Here is a 13,964-nt window from a genome sequence, read left to right on the forward strand (position 1 = left end):
GGGTGGGCATCGGGGGCTGTCGTGCGTGACTAGGCCAGCAGCGCGAGGGTCCGCTGGACGCGGTCCTCGGGCAGGGGGGCGTGGAGAACGTCGAGCGTGGCATCGGCGACCATGATCGCCGTCGGGTGCAACGTGCCGACGGCGTCGGGGTTGACGCTGCCGTCGTTGCTGCGCATCTCCACCACGGCGAGTGAGAGGTAGAACGGCATGTCGAGGCGAGGATCGTCGACGCCGACGATTTCCTCCGCCAACTGCCGGAAGATCTTCTCCAACTCCTGCCGGGCGGTGTGATACTCGGTGAACTCGGGGGAATTGGCGATGGGCAGCTGGTAGAGCCGGCCCACATTCCACCGGCTAGCCAACAAGGCGTTAGCCTTCGCCGCCACGAGAGCCCACAGCCTCAGCTCCGCGGGCACGTCGGACTCGGCGAGGCGTTCGGCCAGGGTCAGTGCCGGCTCGACGGTGGATTGCAGCAGCGTGAGGAAGATCTCCGTCTTCGACGGGAAGTGGTAGTACAGCGACGCCTGCCGGATCCCGACCGCCTCCGCGATCTGGTGCGTGGAGGTCGTCGCAAAGCCCTGGCGGGTGAACAGCTCACTGGCGGCGTCGAGGATCTCCTCGCGGGCGGTGGAGCCCCGTCGTCGAGTGCTGTTCTTACGGGGGCGTCCTACGGTTCCGGCCACTACTCGGACTCGCTTTCGTCTACGGATACTTCATTGCGGGCGGCGACCATGCTCACGACGGCCGCGAGCGTGCGGGCTGCCTCCCCATAGGCGGAGCGCTGCAGCGCCGGCATGTCAGACCACGCCACCGCCTCATCTGACGTATGAGCCTTCCAGCGTAACAGGGCCAATTCCATGCCGGTACGCCGAGCCCGGAGAAGATCCTCCAGCTCAACGTCCGTGAGCACGCCGCGCGCGACGCCTTCGGAGAGGCGCTCACACGTGCCGACGACGGCCGCGGCCCGCTCACCGGCCGCCCAGCGGGCTAGATCCGCGATCGGCCGCAACAGCGCGGTCTGGGTGCGGATCACCACGGAGTCGTCCGGCCGGCCGTCGGCGGTGTGCATCGCCTCGGGGCGGTGGCGGACCACGTCTGCCCACGCGCTCGTGGGCGCAAACGCGGTGGCCACACCGGCGTCGAGCAGCGCCGGGGCATCGGGGGCGTCGACGCTGCGTCCTCGCCACCCGGTGGCGGCAAGCAGCTCGACGATCTCCCGGTTGCCGGCCGGTGCCGCCAGCCACTCGACGACGGTGGTGGGGGTCGCGTCGCCGCGGGCGAAGGCGCCGGTCACCTGAAGAGGAGCCCCGCTGAGCTCCACGACGGCGGGGCTGCGGACTACGTCACGCACCAGCTTGCTGAGCCAGCAGACCAACTCCGGCGGGTCAAACCGGTGGGCTAGGGCGTTGAGCAGCAGCTCCTGCGACTCCGCTAGAACCCCCTTCGCCGCAGCGAGGGAATCGCAGCGCGGCGCGAGCTCGCCGAGGTCCAAGAGTGATTCGTGCAAAGGCATGCTCCGTAGTCTACAAGCACAACAACAACGCCCCCTCCATCCCATTGCCTGGGAAAAAGGGGGCGGTTGTTTTCTTTTACCGCGTCACACAGTCAGCGGCAAAAGAGCGCTGTTGCGTACCTCGTCGCTGACGAATCTAGCGGCTGGTGAACGGCAGGAGAGCCATCTCGCGGGCGTTCTTCACCGCGGTGGCAACCTGACGCTGCTGCTGCGGGGTCAGGCCCGTGACGCGGCGGGAACGGATCTTGTGGCGATCAGAGATGAACAGACGAAGGGTCTTGATGTCCTTGTAGTCCACCTTCTCAATGCCCTCGGCCTTGAGCGGGTTCTTCTTCGGGCGACGCGACTGCTCGAGACGCGCCTTCTTGTGGTTAGTGCGCTTCATGAATGCAATCTCCCTCGTTTACCAGCTGGACTTACGGACGCCCGGCAGCTCACCGCGGTGAGCCATCTCGCGCATGCGGACACGGGACAGGCCGAACTTACGGAGGTAGCCGCGGGGGCGACCATCGTGGGAGTCGCGGTTGCGCACGCGGGACGGGGAGGCGTCGCGCGGCTGGCGGTTCAGCTCGAACTGCGCGTCGAGGCGATCCTCGTCGGAGGTGTTCGGGTTCTTGATGATGGCCTTGAGCTCAGCGCGACGCTCCGCGTAGCGGGCGACGATTTCCTTGCGCTTCTCGTTCTTGGCGATCTTGGACTTCTTCGCCATAGTTTATCGCTCCTCGCGGAATTCGACGTGCTTGCGGATGACCGGATCGTACTTCTTGAGGGTGATGCGGTCCGGGTTGTTGCGCTTGTTCTTGCGGGTGACGTAGGTGAAACCGGTGCCAGCCGTAGACTTCAGCTTGATGATCGGACGAATATCATTGCGTGCCATGGTTTAGACCTTCTCTCCCCGGGCGCGGATCTTGGCGACGACGGACTCGATGCCGTCGCGGTCGATGACCTTCAGGCCCTTGGCGGACACGGTCAGGGTGATGGTACGGCCCTCAGAGGGCAGGTAGAACCGCTTGCGCTGCACGTTGGGGTTCCAACGACGCGAGTGGCGGCGGTGCGAGTGCGAGACGGTCTTGCCGAACTTCGGCGTGCGTCCCGTGACCTGGCAAATAGCCGACATGGGTGCTTCTTTCTCTCTTGCCGCCCACGTCCGGACAGTGCGGAAGTGCCGCGCCAAGCCGAGGTGTGAGGGGTGGCTCGGGGCGCTGCCGCATCGCCAGTTGACGGGGCGTAAACGTATACTTTCGACAACAGCAAGGGGAAAGCTTACAGGGGCGGCGCTGGAATGCCTAATTCCGCTACGTCGGCCTGGTTTCGTGCGCGGGCGTCGGCCCGCGATTTCGTGGGCGTACGGGGGCTTCTGTATGCTTACCCGAGTTGTCTGCCGCCGCCGCATAGCGGTCGGGTGGCAGGCCCGAATAAGAGTAGCAACCCAACTCGAGCGCGATCGCCCGGCCCGCCGGCCTCTTGCCGGCTAGTGGTGCGGGGGAGACGACTCGTAGTTCAATCCTGAGGGACGCAGTTCATGAAGAAAGACATCCACCCCGACTACCACCCGGTAGTCTTCCAGGACGCCGGCACCGGCTTCAAGTTCCTGACCCGCTCCACCGCCCGCTCCGCGCGGACCATCGAGTGGGAGGACGGTAACGAATACCCGCTCATCGTCGTCGACGTCACCAGCGAGTCTCACCCGTTCTGGACTGGCGCTCAGCGCGTCATGGACACCGCCGGCCGCGTGGAGAAGTTCAACCAGCGCTTCGGTGCCATGGCCCGTCGCAAGAAGAAGACCCAGAAGTAAAGGAGGGTAGAAGACAATGGCAACTCCCAAGTTCAAGATGTCCCGCGCGAACACCCGCATGCGTCGTTCGCAGTGGAAGGCTAACAACGCCGCCCTCCAGGAGGTCACCATCGACGGCAAGACCGTGCGCATCCCGCGCCGCCTGGTCCGCGCCGCCAAGGAAGGCCTCATCGAGGTCGAGCAGTTCTAAGCTCGCAGTGACCCGTCACCGGCTGAGGTGATGGCTCAGATCGCCCCGCTACGTGTCATCGTGGCGGGGCTTTTCGCGACCTTGCGCTGACTGTTTTGATAAGCATCGGGCATAATTCAGCTATGAGGATTTTGGTCGTCGACGATGAACAATCGGTCCGAGAATCGCTGAGACGCTCACTAGGATTTAACGGATACACGGTGACCTTGGCGAAGGACGGGGTCGAGGCCCTGGCGGCCATCAACGATGCCACCCCCGATCTTGTGATCCTGGATGTGCTTATGCCGAAGGTCGACGGCCTGCAAGTCTGTCGCGAATTGCGCAGCACCGGCTTCGAGCGTCCCATCATCATGCTCACCGCGCGCGACGGGATCTCCGACCGAGTAGCCGGCCTTGACGCCGGGGCGGACGATTATCTGCCCAAGCCCTTCGCCCTGGAAGAACTCCTGGCTCGGGTGCGCTCACTGCTGCGCCGCGCTGCCACCGATTCCAGCGTTATGTCCCAAGACGTGGTGGAAGAGTTTGAGTACGAAGGCCTTCGGCTCAACCCCTACACTCGCGAGGTGAGACGCGGCAGGCGGCGCATCGAGCTCACCCGCACGGAGTTTTCGCTGCTTCAGTTCTTTATGCGCTACCCGAGGATTGTTCTGGAACGCCACCGCATCCTGGAAGAGGTGTGGGGGTATGACTTTGCCGGTTCCGGAAACGCTCTGGAGGTTTATATCGGCTACCTGCGCCGCAAAACTGAAGCCGGTGGTGAGGGCCGCCTCATCCACACCGTCCGCGGCGTGGGCTACGTCCTGCGTAAAGGCTCGTCTCGGTGAGACAGCGTTCCTTCTGGCGGCCGCTGTCCCGCTCGGACCTCTCCGACACCTTCCGGCACACGACGAGTGGTTCTCTGTGGTGGCGGATGTCCCTGCTGACCATCCTCATCGTTGTGGTTGCAGCTGGGGCGCAGACGCTCATGATTCTCATGGTGGCCGACGTGGTCCTCACCCGCGCCGTCGACGACGACCTGCGCGACCAGGCCGCCACCACCATGGCCTGGGCAGGGGAGACGAACGACCCCACCATTCTCAACGAGCACCTGAGCCAGTTCCATGTCCACAATCCCGGCTATGAGGTGTCCATCGTGGTGCCGGTCCAGCAGGTCAGCCTGGGCGACGTGGTGGTCCCCGCCACGGGGCAGTGGGAGCAGCTCGGAGAGTTGCGCGCAGCCTTAAGCACCTCGGGAGATAAGCGCGTCATCACCGTCGTCCGCGCCGACGGTTTCATGGTGTCCATGGCACGCGACCTCACGGCGATGAAAACGCTGAGATCCGGCCTGCATTTGGTGCTATTGGTCATATTCTTGCTGGCGGTGGCGTTGGCCTTCGTCGCCGGGTTTATCCTGTCCATCGCCGGGTTGCGCCCCCTGCGCGCCTTTGAACAAGAGGTGGTTAAGCTAACCGAGGACGGGCGCCTGCGGCCCGTGCCGGTGCGGGGCAACAATGAGGTCTCCCAGCTGACGAAGACCTTCAACCGGCTCGTGTATGCGCTCATCGACTCCCAACAGCGCCAAGCCCGGCTCGTGGCCGATGCCGGTCACGAGCTGAAAACCCCGTTGACGTCGATGCGCACGAACATTGAGCTTCTCATGATGGTGTCTCGCTCCCGCGATCCCTCCGTGCTATCGACCCGGGACCGCGAAGAGCTAGAAAACGATGTCATCAGCCAGCTCGAGGAGTTTTCCTCGCTCATTGGCGACCTGGTGGACCTCTCCCGGGTGGAATCCCACCGCGAGGAAGACCAGGGGGACGTGGGGATGGAGGAGATCATCGGCGAGGTCATCAACCGCATCCGACGCCGCCGCCCCGACGTCTCCTTTGTCATCGACACTGAGCCCTGGGTGGTCCACGGCGAAGCCCACTCCCTCAGCCGGGCGCTGACCAATCTGCTCGATAACGCCGCCAAGTGGTCGCCAGCAGGTGGGGACGTCACGCTACAGTTGCGGGCCATCAACGATGAGGAGGCGGAGCTGACCGTGACCGATCACGGTCCCGGGATCAGCGACGTCGACAAGCCACGGGTGTTTGATCGCTTCTACCGATCCCCGGAGGCGCGGGCGATGCCCGGTTCGGGTTTGGGCCTGGCCATCGTCCAGCAGGTCATCCATAACCACGGCGGCGCCATCACGGTGCTCGATGCCGACGGCGGCGGTACCGTCATGCGTGTGGTGCTGCCCGGGCACCTTCCCGGCGCCCACGAAGACATCGACGTACAGTAAACACACAGGTACTACCTGACACGTCAACAGTGCGCTGTCACGGCAGTGTCAGAACGAAAGTGCAAGGTATCAGCCATGACGAGTAATCCCTATACGCAGCAGCCGGGTACGCAGCCCACCACACCTCCTGACACCTCCCAGGAACCGCCGGCTGTCCCCGTGGCCAAGCGCGGCATAGGTACCGCCACCGTCGTTGCCCTCATGATAGGCAGTGGTGTGCTGGGCGGCGGGGTCGTCGCGGGCGCGCTGACCCTGGGTTCTCACACCCCGGAGGAACCCACGACGAACGTTGCCAACAGCCTCACCCAGCCGCCGGCCGACGCGCCGGCGGTGCCCGAAGGAAGCGTGGCCGAGGTGGCCCAAAAGGTCCTGCCGGCGGTGGTATCTATCCAGGTAGTTACCCAAAACGGCGGCGCCGAGGGCTCGGGCTCAATCATCTCACCGGACGGCTTTGTCCTCACCAACCACCACGTCGTGGCCGAGGGTGAGTCCGGGGCGAAGCTTCAGGTGCGCTTCAACGACGGGGCGACGGCACCGGCCACCTACGTCGCCTCCGACCCGGCGACGGACATCGGTGTCATCAAGATCGACGGCGCCAATAACCTACCGACTATTGGATTTGGTGACTCCGATCAGCTCATCGTCGGCCAGGAGGTGGTGGCCGTCGGCGCCCCGCTGGGGCTGTCAGGAACGGTGACCTCCGGCATCGTCTCTGCCTTAGAGCGCCCGGTGCGTGCCTCGCAAGGCGGCGGGGAGTCCTCGCTCATCGACGGCATCCAAACCGATGCCGCTATCAACCCCGGTAACTCCGGCGGCCCGCTGGTGGACATGAACGGCAACCTCGTCGGGATGAACTCGGTTATCGCCTCGCTGACGTCGCGCGCCGGGGGTCAGGCAGGCTCCATCGGCCTGGGCTTTGCCATTCCTGCCAACTTCGCGCAGCGGGTGGCCACCCAGCTCATCGAAGACGGGGAAGCCGTGCAGCCGCGTATCGGGGCGGCCGTCGATGCCCGCTCCCTCACCGACGGCGGCTTGATCGTCGACGTCGAACCCGGCGGCCCGGCCGAAGCCGCTGGTCTGCGCTCCGGCGACCTCATCACGAAGCTTAACGATCGCCACATCGAGTCCTCTGACGCGCTCATCGCCGCCATTCGCTCCCATGACTTCGGGGAGACGGTGGTTCTTGATGTCACCGACCCCGATACCGGCGAGACCCGCCAAGTAGAAGTGACACTCACCACCGAGTAAATTGATCGAGGACGACAGTGGCGACCTGGCACCGAGCAGGAGATGACGGGATGAATCACTCAGTAACGGAGTTGTCGCTCCGGGAGGACGACGGGCGGCTACGTGACCTGGAGGGTCCGGACGCGAACTACCTGCGCACCGCAGAGGAGGAGACCAAGGTTCGCTCCCACCGCCGCGCGCTTGCCGTTGTCATTGCCGATCATTGCCCGCTCGCCGGCCCGGACGCCGAGGCCATGGTGGCCGAGCTGCTGTCCGAGGCCAAGTTCGAGGTCGATGCGGTGGTTCGTGTCGCCTCGAAGAAGTCCCAGATCCGCAAGGCCATCGAGACCGCCGTCGTGGGTGGAGTCGATCTCGTGGTGACCATCGGCGGGGTGGGCGTGGGCCCGAGAGACAAGGCGCCGGAGGCGACCCGCCAGGTTCTCGACCAGATGGTGCCCGGGGTGGCGCAGGCCCTGCGCTCCTCCGGCCAGGCGTGCGGTGCCGTCGACGCCGCCTGTTCCCGCGGTATCTCGGGGATTTCCGGGCAAACCGTCGTCGTCAACCTCGCCGGCTCACGGGCCGCCGTGCGCGACGGCATGGCGACCCTGCCGCCTTTGGTCCACCACCTCATCGACCAACTCGGAAAGTACTGTGTCTGATCCGGTGGATCCGCAGGCGTCGGCCGGCCGGCCGCGGCGCCGTCGCCGGGCGTTTCGCCTCGGTGACGCCCCGGATTACGACCGCACGGCGGACCGTAACGACAATGAGCTCGACGCCGCGCGTCGGCTCAGCGATGACTCGATGATGATCTTCGGCGACCCAGAGCTGGACTTCCTGCTGCAACAGCGACCGCCGCACTACGGCGGCGACAACTAATCGATCACAACGCCCAGCGGGGTGGCCAAGGCTGCCGCCGCCACTGCGTGGGCTTGCTCGGGTGGAAAGGCGATGAGCACGCTGTCCGGGTGCTCTGGATCCGCGAGAACGACCTTTCCGCCGGTGGCGACGATGACCGGCTCCCCGCCGGGTTCCGCACCCGCGGTGACCACGGTGACTCCGTCGCCGTGCCGGAGCAACGCCACCGTCGTCGGATCCGCGAGGCGGACCGGCACCGTCGTGGCCTCCTCCCCAGCAAGCGAGGTCGCCAGCGCCGAGCCGGTGACCCGCGAAGTGGTCACCACCTCGCCGGCTCCCACGGCGGTGACCGTCACCCGCCCGAGGGCGTCCTCGGTGCTGCCCACGGCGCCGTGCGGGACGACGCGGTGGGGCAGGTGCGCCAGCTGAAGGTCGGCCGCCACCAGTTCGTGGCCGACGGGCAGGTCAGCGGCGAATACGACGACGGCGGGGTCCTCGGCGACGTGATCGTGAGCGGCCCACGCCACGGCGCTGAGAAGCAACACGGCCGCTGCGATGCGGTGGAGAAACACCCGACGACGGTAGCCGGGAATGGTCAGGGAGCGGACTGCGCCAAGCAAGGTGGTCATGCCTGGTTAGACGCGTCGGTGCGGCCCTTAGGTTCCCAGGTCGCGGAAAGACACGACGCCGCCCGGGGTGAGGGCTACATCGACGCCGAGGTCATGGGCCTCGACGGCCACCTGGGCGTTCGTTTCACCGTCGAAGAGCACCACCGCGATGAGCGGGCGGTCCGTGCCCGGTACTGATTCGTCCAGGTTGCCGAGGCTAGCTAGGGCACGGTCGTAGTAGCCGCCGCCTTTTCCTAGGCGCACCCCGAAGCTGGTCACCGCGTAGGCCGGGACGAACAGGACGTGGCAGCCGGCCAGCACTTCGTGGCCGCGGGTGGGCCCGGTGGGCTCGGCAATACCCAGGGCACTGGTACGCAGCGAGTCCGGACCAGCGTAGACGGCCCAGCGCATGTGCCCATCGTCACCGGTAACGGGCAGGTAGATCGTCTCGCACCGCGCATCGAGCGCCGGGAGCAGCTCCGCTCCGCCGGGTTCCGTGGCCAGGGGAGCGTAGGCGGCCACCGTGAGGTCAGCGCAACCCCAGCTCGACAACAGTTCGTCAAGGCGAGATACCAGGGCCGCGTTGCTTTGGCGAGTGTGCGCTGCGGTCATGTGCTGTCGACGGTGGCGGTAGTGCCGCCGCGCCTGGCGTTTGGCAGCGATGACTTCCTCAGGGAACATGAGCCAAGAGTATCGACTTTTGGCCATATCGCCTCCGAAAAGGGTCTAGGTGTTGTTTTTCGCGGTAGGGTTTGCTCTATGGAGGACTCATTTACCGACCCCAAGAAGTGCATCCACACCGTGGTCGTCCCCGCGGCCGGTATGGGAACGCGTTTTCTGCCCGCCACCAAGACGGTCCCGAAGGAATTGCTGCCCGTCGTCGATACCCCGGGCATTGAGCTCATCGCCGAAGAAGCCTCGCAGCTCGGCGCCTCCCGGCTCGCCATCATCACCGCGCCGAATAAAGAAGAGGTACTCGCTCACTTTGGCCAGTTCTCCGACCTGGTGAGCACCCTGGAGCAGCGCGGTAAGGACGAGCAGGCATCGAAGGTGCAACGAGCCGCGCAACTCATCACCCCGGTTGCAGTGGTGCAAGAGCGCCCCCTCGGCCTGGGGCACGCGGTGGGCCTGGCCGAAAGCGTGCTGGACCAGAGCGAGGAGGCCTTCGCCGTGATGCTTCCCGATGATCTCGTCTTACCCACCGGCGTCTTGGAGACCATGTGGCGGGTGCGCGAGGAGTTTGGTGGCTCGGTGCTGTGCGCCTTCGATGTCCCGCGCGAGCAGGTCGGTAGTTACGGTGTGTTCGACGTTGAGTCCGTCGGAGACGTCGCCGGTTTCGACGGCCAGGTCATTAAGAAAGTCCTCGGCATGGTGGAGAAGCCGGCGCCGGAGGACGCGCCGTCGACGTTCGTCGCTGCCGGCCGGTATCTCCTCGACCGGGCGATTTTCGATGCGCTGCGCCGCACGAAACCGGGAAAGGGCGGAGAGATCCAGCTGACCGACGCTATCGAATTGCTTATTCGAGAAGGCCACCCGGTGCACGTCGTTGTTCACGAGGGCACCCGCCATGATCTCGGAAATCCGCTCGGGTATATTACTGCCAACGTGGACTTTGGCTTGCATCATCACACATACGGCGCCGGCCTCTATCAGGCGATCAAGAAGATTATGGCGGAGTACGAGCGCGAGAACGGCCTGGCTTAAGGATGCGCAGCGTCGAGGAACAACTCGCGATCGTCACCGACGCGGCGGTCATCCCCGAACCGGTTCGGATGTCCATTGGTGACGCCCTAGGGCTCATGGCCGCCGAGGAAGTCCAGGCCACCGTGCCGGTACCCGGTTTCGCACTGGCCGCCGTCGACGGCTACGCCGTCCGCGCGGTGGACATTGGCGGCGAACGCGCCCTGGGCCGGGGGATCGAGGCCGATCACCCGGACGCCCAGGGGGCCGACCTGACCCCGAGTCAGCCGGTGATGACCTTGCCGGAGCGCTCCCTGCCCGTGGTGGGAGAGGTACCTGCCGGATCGCGTCAGCCCCTGCGACTGCAACCGAAGCAGGCGGTGCGCGTTCACACCGGTGCGCCACTGCCCACCCTTGCCGACGCGGTGTTGCCGCTGGAGTGGAGCGACCGCGGGCGCAAGAGGGTGACCGCCCAACGCCCGGTGCGTTCTGGGGACTTTGTGCGACGCGCCGGGGACGACATGCAGCCGGGCGACGTCGCGGTGGGCGCCGGCACGGTGTTGGGGCCCGCCCAGATCGGTTTGCTTGCTGCCGCCGGGCGTTCGAAGGTGCTCGTGTATCCCCGCCCGCGGGTAGCGGTGCTGTCCTACGGGCACGAGCTCGTTGACATTGACCGTTCCCCTGGGCACGGGCAGGTGTTTGACATTGCCTCCTACGCCGTTGCCGCAGCGGCGAAGGAGGCGGGGGCGGAAGTCAACCACATCGGCATCGCCGCGGGGGAGCCGCGCCGGCTTCGCGAGATCATCGAAACCCAGCTGCAGCGCAGCGAGTTGCTCATCGTCTTGGGCGCTGTTGGCGGTCAGGGCGCGGCGGTTCTACGCGGTCTGCTGGAGGAGTTCGGCGACGTGGACACCACCCGCGTGGCCATGCACCCGGGGTCAGTCCAGGGTTTCGGTCTCTTGGGCCCAGGGCGCATCCCGGCGTTGCTCCTACCGAATAACCCGGTGTCCTCGCTCGTCGCCTTCGAGGTTTTCGGGCGGCCACTTCTGCGCACCTCCCTGGGTAAGAAGACGATTCATCGGCGCCTGGTCCGCGCTCGCTGCATCAACCACGTCAGTTCCATCGAGGGCCGGCGTGGGTATGTTCGTGCCCGGCTCATGCGCGACGCCGAGACTCAGGATTATCTGGTGGAGGGACTCGGCGGCGCCACCGGTGCGCCCGCGCACCTGCTGGCAGGCCTCGCCGAGGCCAACGCCATGATCCGGGTGCCGGAGGCGGTGTCGGAGATCCGTCCGGGAGATATCGTCGACGTGCTCTTCGTGGCGCAGCGCTGGTAGCATGCACGATTTCTTCCACCAAGTCACCCGGCTGCCCGACGCTTCCGGCCCCCGGGATCCACGCCACCCCGGCTGGCCCGAGGCCTCGCCCAAGGTGGCGCTGAACGACGGTCGCTGCCTGCGGTTGCGTCCCTTAACGTGGCGGGATGGCGGCGAGTGGGCGCGCCAGCGGCGGGCGGACGAGTCCTGGCTTCGTCCCGTTGAACCCACCCAGCGCGGCGGCTGGCACCGGGCGCACGAGCGAGACGCCTGGCAGGCTAACTTCTCCTTCCTGCGCACGGCGGCCAAGAAGGGCACGGTTGTCCCCCTGGTCATCGACATCGACGGCCGGTTCGCCGGCCAGGTCACCATCGGCAACATCCAACACGGGGCGCTGAGCGAGGCGTGGATCGGCTACTGGGTCCACTCGCCCTATATGGGTGCCGGGGTGGCGACGGCGGCCTGCGCCCTCGGCGTCGACCACGCCTTCGAACGCATCGGGCTGCACCGCCTGACGGCGACGTACCTGCCCACCAACCCGGCGTCGGGGCGGGTGCTCGCTAAGTGCGGTTTCCATAACGAGGGATTCCTCCGCGCCAACCTGCACATCGACGGACGGTGGCGCGACCACCACTTCGTGGCGTTGCTGGCCGATGAGTATGCGTCGACGTGCGTGGCCCGGCAGATCGAGGCCGGCCGGTGCGCGGCGTGGCACGAAGGCCGCCCCCGCGCGGGGCGCTACACTATTCACGAATCCTAAACTCCCGACACAAAAGGCGGCCCGGAAACCATGTCTAACGGTCTCATTGTGGTGCTCATCATCGCGGTGTGGATTTTCGTCCTGGCCCCCATGGTGCTCAAGGACCAGCGCGCCATCCGCCGTTCCGGGGACGCGCTGGAAGAGACCCGGGTCCTGTACCAGGGAGGAAGCAGCTCGCTGCCCACGCGTCGCGCCCCCAGCGTGTCCTCCGCGGATGTCCACGCCACCCGCCAGGATGACGAGGAGGACTATGAGCTCGTCGAAGCGCGGGACGACGACGCCCCGCTGCTCATCGAGGAGCCGGTCGCTGCTCGCCAGCAGCACGTGGTGGACGGGGAGGTTGTTGAGTCCCTCAGCGCCGACGATGGTGATGACGCCCACGATGAGGAACCTGCCGACGCCGACCTCGACGACGCGGGTACCGCGGCCGAGGACGCCCCAGAGCAAGACTACGAGGCGCAGCACGAGGCGCCTGTCGTGGCCATCGATGCGGTGGACTTCGACGAGACCTACGTCGGGCCGGCCGACCTGCTGCATCCGACAGCCCGAGCCGCCGCGCACAGTGCCACGCCCGTGCCGATGGACCGCGACTGGGACGAATCTGATGGCTACGGCGGTGACGCGGCGCTCTCAGCGGAGGACGTTGCCTTTGCCCGAGCCCGCTCTGGTCGCGGCGGGTGGGATCCCGAGCGGGAGGCGCGGCGCACCGCCCGGCTGTACGCGCGGCGCCAGCGCACCGTCCTCGGGCTCCTCGCGGCCGTGGTCGTCGCCGTGGTTGTCGCCATCGTTGTTGGTGGCTGGGCGTGGGCCGCACCCGCTGGTGTGCTGGGGGTCGCCGTGCTCTACCTGGCCGCGCTGCGCAACCAGGTCCAGCAGGAACGCGAGCTTCGCCGCCGGCGCATTCATCACCTGCGCCGGGCCCGCCTGGGCGTGCGCCAGTCCGGGGTGTCGGTGCAGCGCCGACGCCACGGGGCCGTGATCGTGGAACTCGACGACGACAGCCCCGACTTCGACGTCCTCCCGGTGGCGGAATACACCCGCTCCGCCGGCGCCGACGTCCGCGACCTCCACGAGGCCCGGGCTCGCCGCAACCGCGTCCTCGACGCAGGCTAGTCCGGCCAGATACCTGAGCTGCCGCGGCGATGGGAGCCCACCAGGTGGGTATCGACCACGCCGACGGCCTCCATGAGCGCGAACACCGTGGTGGGTCCGACGAATCGGAAGCCGCGTCGCTTGAGTTCACGGGCCAGGGCGATCGATTCCGGGCTCGTCGACGGCACCTCCGCGGCCGAATGCGGTCGAGGCGTTTCGGCCGGTTGGAAGGACCACACCAGGCCGGCGAGCCCACCGTCGTCCCGCAGCCGCAGCGTCGCCTGGGCGTTGGTTATAGCGGCCTCGATTTTGCGCCGGTTGCGCACAATGGCGGCGTCGGCCATCAACCGTTCCACCTCGGACTCGCCGTAGGCGGCGACCAGGTCGGGGTCGAAGCCGTCGAACGCGCGGCGAAACGCCGGGCGTTTGCGCAAGATGGTCAGCCACGACAGCCCAGCCTGAAAACCCTCCAGGACCAGGCGTTCGTACATGCCGGCCTCGTCGGTGATGGGCATGCCCCATTCGGTGTCGTAGTAGTGGCGCAGCAGATCGTTGCGGGCCGCCCACGCGGGCCGGAGTAAGCCGTCGTCGCCGGGTATCAAGTCGGGTGAGGCGGTGGGATCGTCGGCGGGTTCGTCGGAGCCAAGCAGAAATTCGGTCAT

At 66.5% G+C, this 13,964-nt stretch carries 20 protein-coding genes; 11 read left to right on the forward strand and 9 right to left on the reverse strand.

Features of this window, described 5'->3' with window-relative positions; translation table 11 throughout:
- Nucleotides 1-29: 29 nt before the first annotated feature.
- From CUTER_RS03330 to rpmB, 6 genes are all read right to left on the reverse strand, one after another.
- Nucleotides 30-683 (reverse strand): TetR/AcrR family transcriptional regulator, encoded by a 654-nt coding sequence (locus tag CUTER_RS03330; RefSeq protein ID WP_047259231.1) that lies wholly within the window; start codon nucleotides 681-683, stop codon nucleotides 30-32.
- Complete coding sequence (locus CUTER_RS03335) at nucleotides 683-1,513, reverse strand: putative nucleotidyltransferase substrate binding domain-containing protein (protein ID WP_047259232.1); 831 nt, start codon at nucleotides 1,511-1,513, stop codon at nucleotides 683-685. Before CUTER_RS03335 ends, CUTER_RS03330 begins: the two co-directional genes overlap by 1 nt.
- A gap of 136 nt (nucleotides 1,514-1,649) precedes the next feature.
- A complete protein-coding gene (gene rpsR / locus CUTER_RS03340; protein WP_047259233.1) occupies nucleotides 1,650-1,898 on the reverse strand; it encodes a 30S ribosomal protein S18 in 249 nt (82 codons plus the stop codon).
- Between the two features lie 18 nt (nucleotides 1,899-1,916).
- Nucleotides 1,917-2,222 (reverse strand): 30S ribosomal protein S14, encoded by a 306-nt coding sequence (rpsN, locus tag CUTER_RS03345; RefSeq protein ID WP_047259234.1) that lies wholly within the window; start codon nucleotides 2,220-2,222, stop codon nucleotides 1,917-1,919.
- Nucleotides 2,223-2,225: 3 nt separating this feature from the next.
- Complete coding sequence (rpmG, locus tag CUTER_RS03350; RefSeq protein ID WP_047259235.1) at nucleotides 2,226-2,390, reverse strand: 50S ribosomal protein L33; 165 nt, start codon at nucleotides 2,388-2,390, stop codon at nucleotides 2,226-2,228.
- 3 nt (nucleotides 2,391-2,393) lie between these two features.
- Complete coding sequence (rpmB, locus tag CUTER_RS03355) at nucleotides 2,394-2,630, reverse strand: 50S ribosomal protein L28 (RefSeq protein ID WP_047259236.1); 237 nt, start codon at nucleotides 2,628-2,630, stop codon at nucleotides 2,394-2,396.
- A 405-nt stretch (nucleotides 2,631-3,035) separates the two neighbouring features.
- Here rpmB and CUTER_RS03360 point away from each other — a divergent pair, with 405 nt between their 5' ends.
- From CUTER_RS03360 to CUTER_RS03390, 7 genes are all read left to right on the forward strand, one after another.
- On the forward strand, nucleotides 3,036-3,308 hold the full coding sequence (locus CUTER_RS03360) for a type B 50S ribosomal protein L31 (RefSeq protein WP_047259237.1): 273 nt from the start codon (nucleotides 3,036-3,038) through the stop codon (nucleotides 3,306-3,308).
- 16 nt (nucleotides 3,309-3,324) lie between these two features.
- On the forward strand, nucleotides 3,325-3,498 hold the full coding sequence (rpmF, locus tag CUTER_RS03365; RefSeq protein WP_047259238.1) for a 50S ribosomal protein L32: 174 nt from the start codon (nucleotides 3,325-3,327) through the stop codon (nucleotides 3,496-3,498).
- 122 nt (nucleotides 3,499-3,620) lie between these two features.
- The gene (locus CUTER_RS03370) at nucleotides 3,621-4,322 is read left to right on the forward strand and encodes a response regulator transcription factor (protein WP_047259239.1); all 702 of its coding nucleotides are present in this window, start codon (nucleotides 3,621-3,623) and stop codon (nucleotides 4,320-4,322) included.
- Entirely contained in the window at nucleotides 4,319-5,764 is a 1,446-nt protein-coding gene (locus CUTER_RS03375) for a sensor histidine kinase (RefSeq protein ID WP_082121245.1), read from the forward strand. The genes CUTER_RS03370 and CUTER_RS03375 overlap by 4 nt, the downstream gene beginning before the upstream one ends.
- A 75-nt stretch (nucleotides 5,765-5,839) precedes the next feature.
- A complete protein-coding gene (locus CUTER_RS03380; RefSeq protein WP_082121246.1) occupies nucleotides 5,840-7,012 on the forward strand; it encodes a S1C family serine protease in 1,173 nt (390 codons plus the stop codon).
- Between the two features lie 50 nt (nucleotides 7,013-7,062).
- A complete protein-coding gene (locus tag CUTER_RS03385; RefSeq protein WP_047259240.1) occupies nucleotides 7,063-7,650 on the forward strand; it encodes a MogA/MoaB family molybdenum cofactor biosynthesis protein in 588 nt (195 codons plus the stop codon).
- A complete protein-coding gene (locus CUTER_RS03390) occupies nucleotides 7,643-7,867 on the forward strand; it encodes a hypothetical protein (RefSeq protein WP_052844009.1) in 225 nt (74 codons plus the stop codon). The genes CUTER_RS03385 and CUTER_RS03390 overlap by 8 nt, the downstream gene beginning before the upstream one ends.
- Here the strand turns inward: CUTER_RS03390 and CUTER_RS03395 are convergent.
- Both CUTER_RS03395 and CUTER_RS03400 read right to left on the reverse strand, forming a co-directional pair.
- Nucleotides 7,864-8,475 carry an SAF domain-containing protein gene (locus CUTER_RS03395; RefSeq protein WP_047259241.1) on the reverse strand — a complete coding sequence of 204 codons (612 nt, stop codon included), beginning with the start codon at nucleotides 8,473-8,475 and terminating at the stop codon, nucleotides 7,864-7,866. The two genes, CUTER_RS03390 and CUTER_RS03395, sit on opposite strands and share 4 nt — an antisense overlap.
- Before the next feature lie 27 nt (nucleotides 8,476-8,502).
- Complete coding sequence (locus tag CUTER_RS03400) at nucleotides 8,503-9,135, reverse strand: 5-formyltetrahydrofolate cyclo-ligase (RefSeq protein ID WP_052844010.1); 633 nt, start codon at nucleotides 9,133-9,135, stop codon at nucleotides 8,503-8,505.
- A gap of 78 nt (nucleotides 9,136-9,213) precedes the next feature.
- On the opposite strand from CUTER_RS03400, the gene CUTER_RS03405 reads away from it, so the two are divergent.
- From CUTER_RS03405 to sepX, 4 genes are read left to right on the forward strand one after another with little or no spacing between them, the layout of a single operon-like run.
- Nucleotides 9,214-10,158, forward strand: a complete 945-nt coding sequence (locus tag CUTER_RS03405) for a UTP--glucose-1-phosphate uridylyltransferase (protein ID WP_047259242.1) — start codon at nucleotides 9,214-9,216, stop codon at nucleotides 10,156-10,158.
- A 2-nt stretch (nucleotides 10,159-10,160) separates the two neighbouring features.
- Entirely contained in the window at nucleotides 10,161-11,471 is a 1,311-nt protein-coding gene (gene glp, locus CUTER_RS03410; RefSeq protein ID WP_047259243.1) for a molybdotransferase-like divisome protein Glp, read from the forward strand.
- 1 nt (nucleotide 11,472) lies between these two features.
- Complete coding sequence (locus CUTER_RS03415; protein ID WP_047259244.1) at nucleotides 11,473-12,210, forward strand: GNAT family N-acetyltransferase; 738 nt, start codon at nucleotides 11,473-11,475, stop codon at nucleotides 12,208-12,210.
- Between the two features lie 30 nt (nucleotides 12,211-12,240).
- Complete coding sequence (sepX, locus tag CUTER_RS03420; protein ID WP_047259245.1) at nucleotides 12,241-13,323, forward strand: divisome protein SepX/GlpR; 1,083 nt, start codon at nucleotides 12,241-12,243, stop codon at nucleotides 13,321-13,323.
- Here the strand turns inward: sepX and CUTER_RS03425 are convergent.
- Entirely contained in the window at nucleotides 13,320-13,964 is a 645-nt protein-coding gene (locus CUTER_RS03425) for a DNA-3-methyladenine glycosylase I (RefSeq protein WP_047259246.1), read from the reverse strand. The genes sepX and CUTER_RS03425 overlap by 4 nt on opposite strands.

The sequence above is a fragment of the Corynebacterium uterequi genome (assembly GCF_001021065.1).
Classification (GTDB): Bacteria; Actinomycetota; Actinomycetes; order Mycobacteriales; family Mycobacteriaceae; genus Corynebacterium; species Corynebacterium uterequi.

What these genes read in the sequence shown, in the direction of transcription:
- sepX (WP_047259245.1), top strand. Translation starts at nt 12,241, where the DNA reads ATGTCTAACGGTCTCATTGTGGTGCTCATCATCGCGGTGTGGATTTTC.
- rpmF (WP_047259238.1), top strand. Translation starts at nt 3,325, where the DNA reads ATGGCAACTCCCAAGTTCAAGATGTCCCGCGCGAACACCCGCATGCGT.
- rpsN (WP_047259234.1), bottom strand. Translation starts at nt 2,222, where the DNA reads ATGGCGAAGAAGTCCAAGATCGCCAAGAACGAGAAGCGCAAGGAAATC.
- CUTER_RS03425 (WP_047259246.1), bottom strand. Translation starts at nt 13,964, where the DNA reads ATGACCGAATTTCTGCTTGGCTCCGACGAACCCGCCGACGATCCCACC.
- CUTER_RS03405 (WP_047259242.1), top strand. Translation starts at nt 9,214, where the DNA reads ATGGAGGACTCATTTACCGACCCCAAGAAGTGCATCCACACCGTGGTC.
- CUTER_RS03415 (WP_047259244.1), top strand. Translation starts at nt 11,473, where the DNA reads ATGCACGATTTCTTCCACCAAGTCACCCGGCTGCCCGACGCTTCCGGC.
- rpmG (WP_047259235.1), bottom strand. Translation starts at nt 2,390, where the DNA reads ATGGCACGCAATGATATTCGTCCGATCATCAAGCTGAAGTCTACGGCT.
- glp (WP_047259243.1), top strand. Translation starts at nt 10,161, where the DNA reads ATGCGCAGCGTCGAGGAACAACTCGCGATCGTCACCGACGCGGCGGTC.
- CUTER_RS03360 (WP_047259237.1), top strand. Translation starts at nt 3,036, where the DNA reads ATGAAGAAAGACATCCACCCCGACTACCACCCGGTAGTCTTCCAGGAC.
- CUTER_RS03335 (WP_047259232.1), bottom strand. Translation starts at nt 1,513, where the DNA reads ATGCCTTTGCACGAATCACTCTTGGACCTCGGCGAGCTCGCGCCGCGC.
- CUTER_RS03380 (WP_082121246.1), top strand. Translation starts at nt 5,840, where the DNA reads ATGACGAGTAATCCCTATACGCAGCAGCCGGGTACGCAGCCCACCACA.
- rpmB (WP_047259236.1), bottom strand. Translation starts at nt 2,630, where the DNA reads ATGTCGGCTATTTGCCAGGTCACGGGACGCACGCCGAAGTTCGGCAAG.
- CUTER_RS03385 (WP_047259240.1), top strand. Translation starts at nt 7,063, where the DNA reads ATGAATCACTCAGTAACGGAGTTGTCGCTCCGGGAGGACGACGGGCGG.
- rpsR (WP_047259233.1), bottom strand. Translation starts at nt 1,898, where the DNA reads ATGAAGCGCACTAACCACAAGAAGGCGCGTCTCGAGCAGTCGCGTCGC.
- CUTER_RS03400 (WP_052844010.1), bottom strand. Translation starts at nt 9,135, where the DNA reads ATGTTCCCTGAGGAAGTCATCGCTGCCAAACGCCAGGCGCGGCGGCAC.
- CUTER_RS03395 (WP_047259241.1), bottom strand. Translation starts at nt 8,475, where the DNA reads ATGACCACCTTGCTTGGCGCAGTCCGCTCCCTGACCATTCCCGGCTAC.
- CUTER_RS03370 (WP_047259239.1), top strand. Translation starts at nt 3,621, where the DNA reads ATGAGGATTTTGGTCGTCGACGATGAACAATCGGTCCGAGAATCGCTG.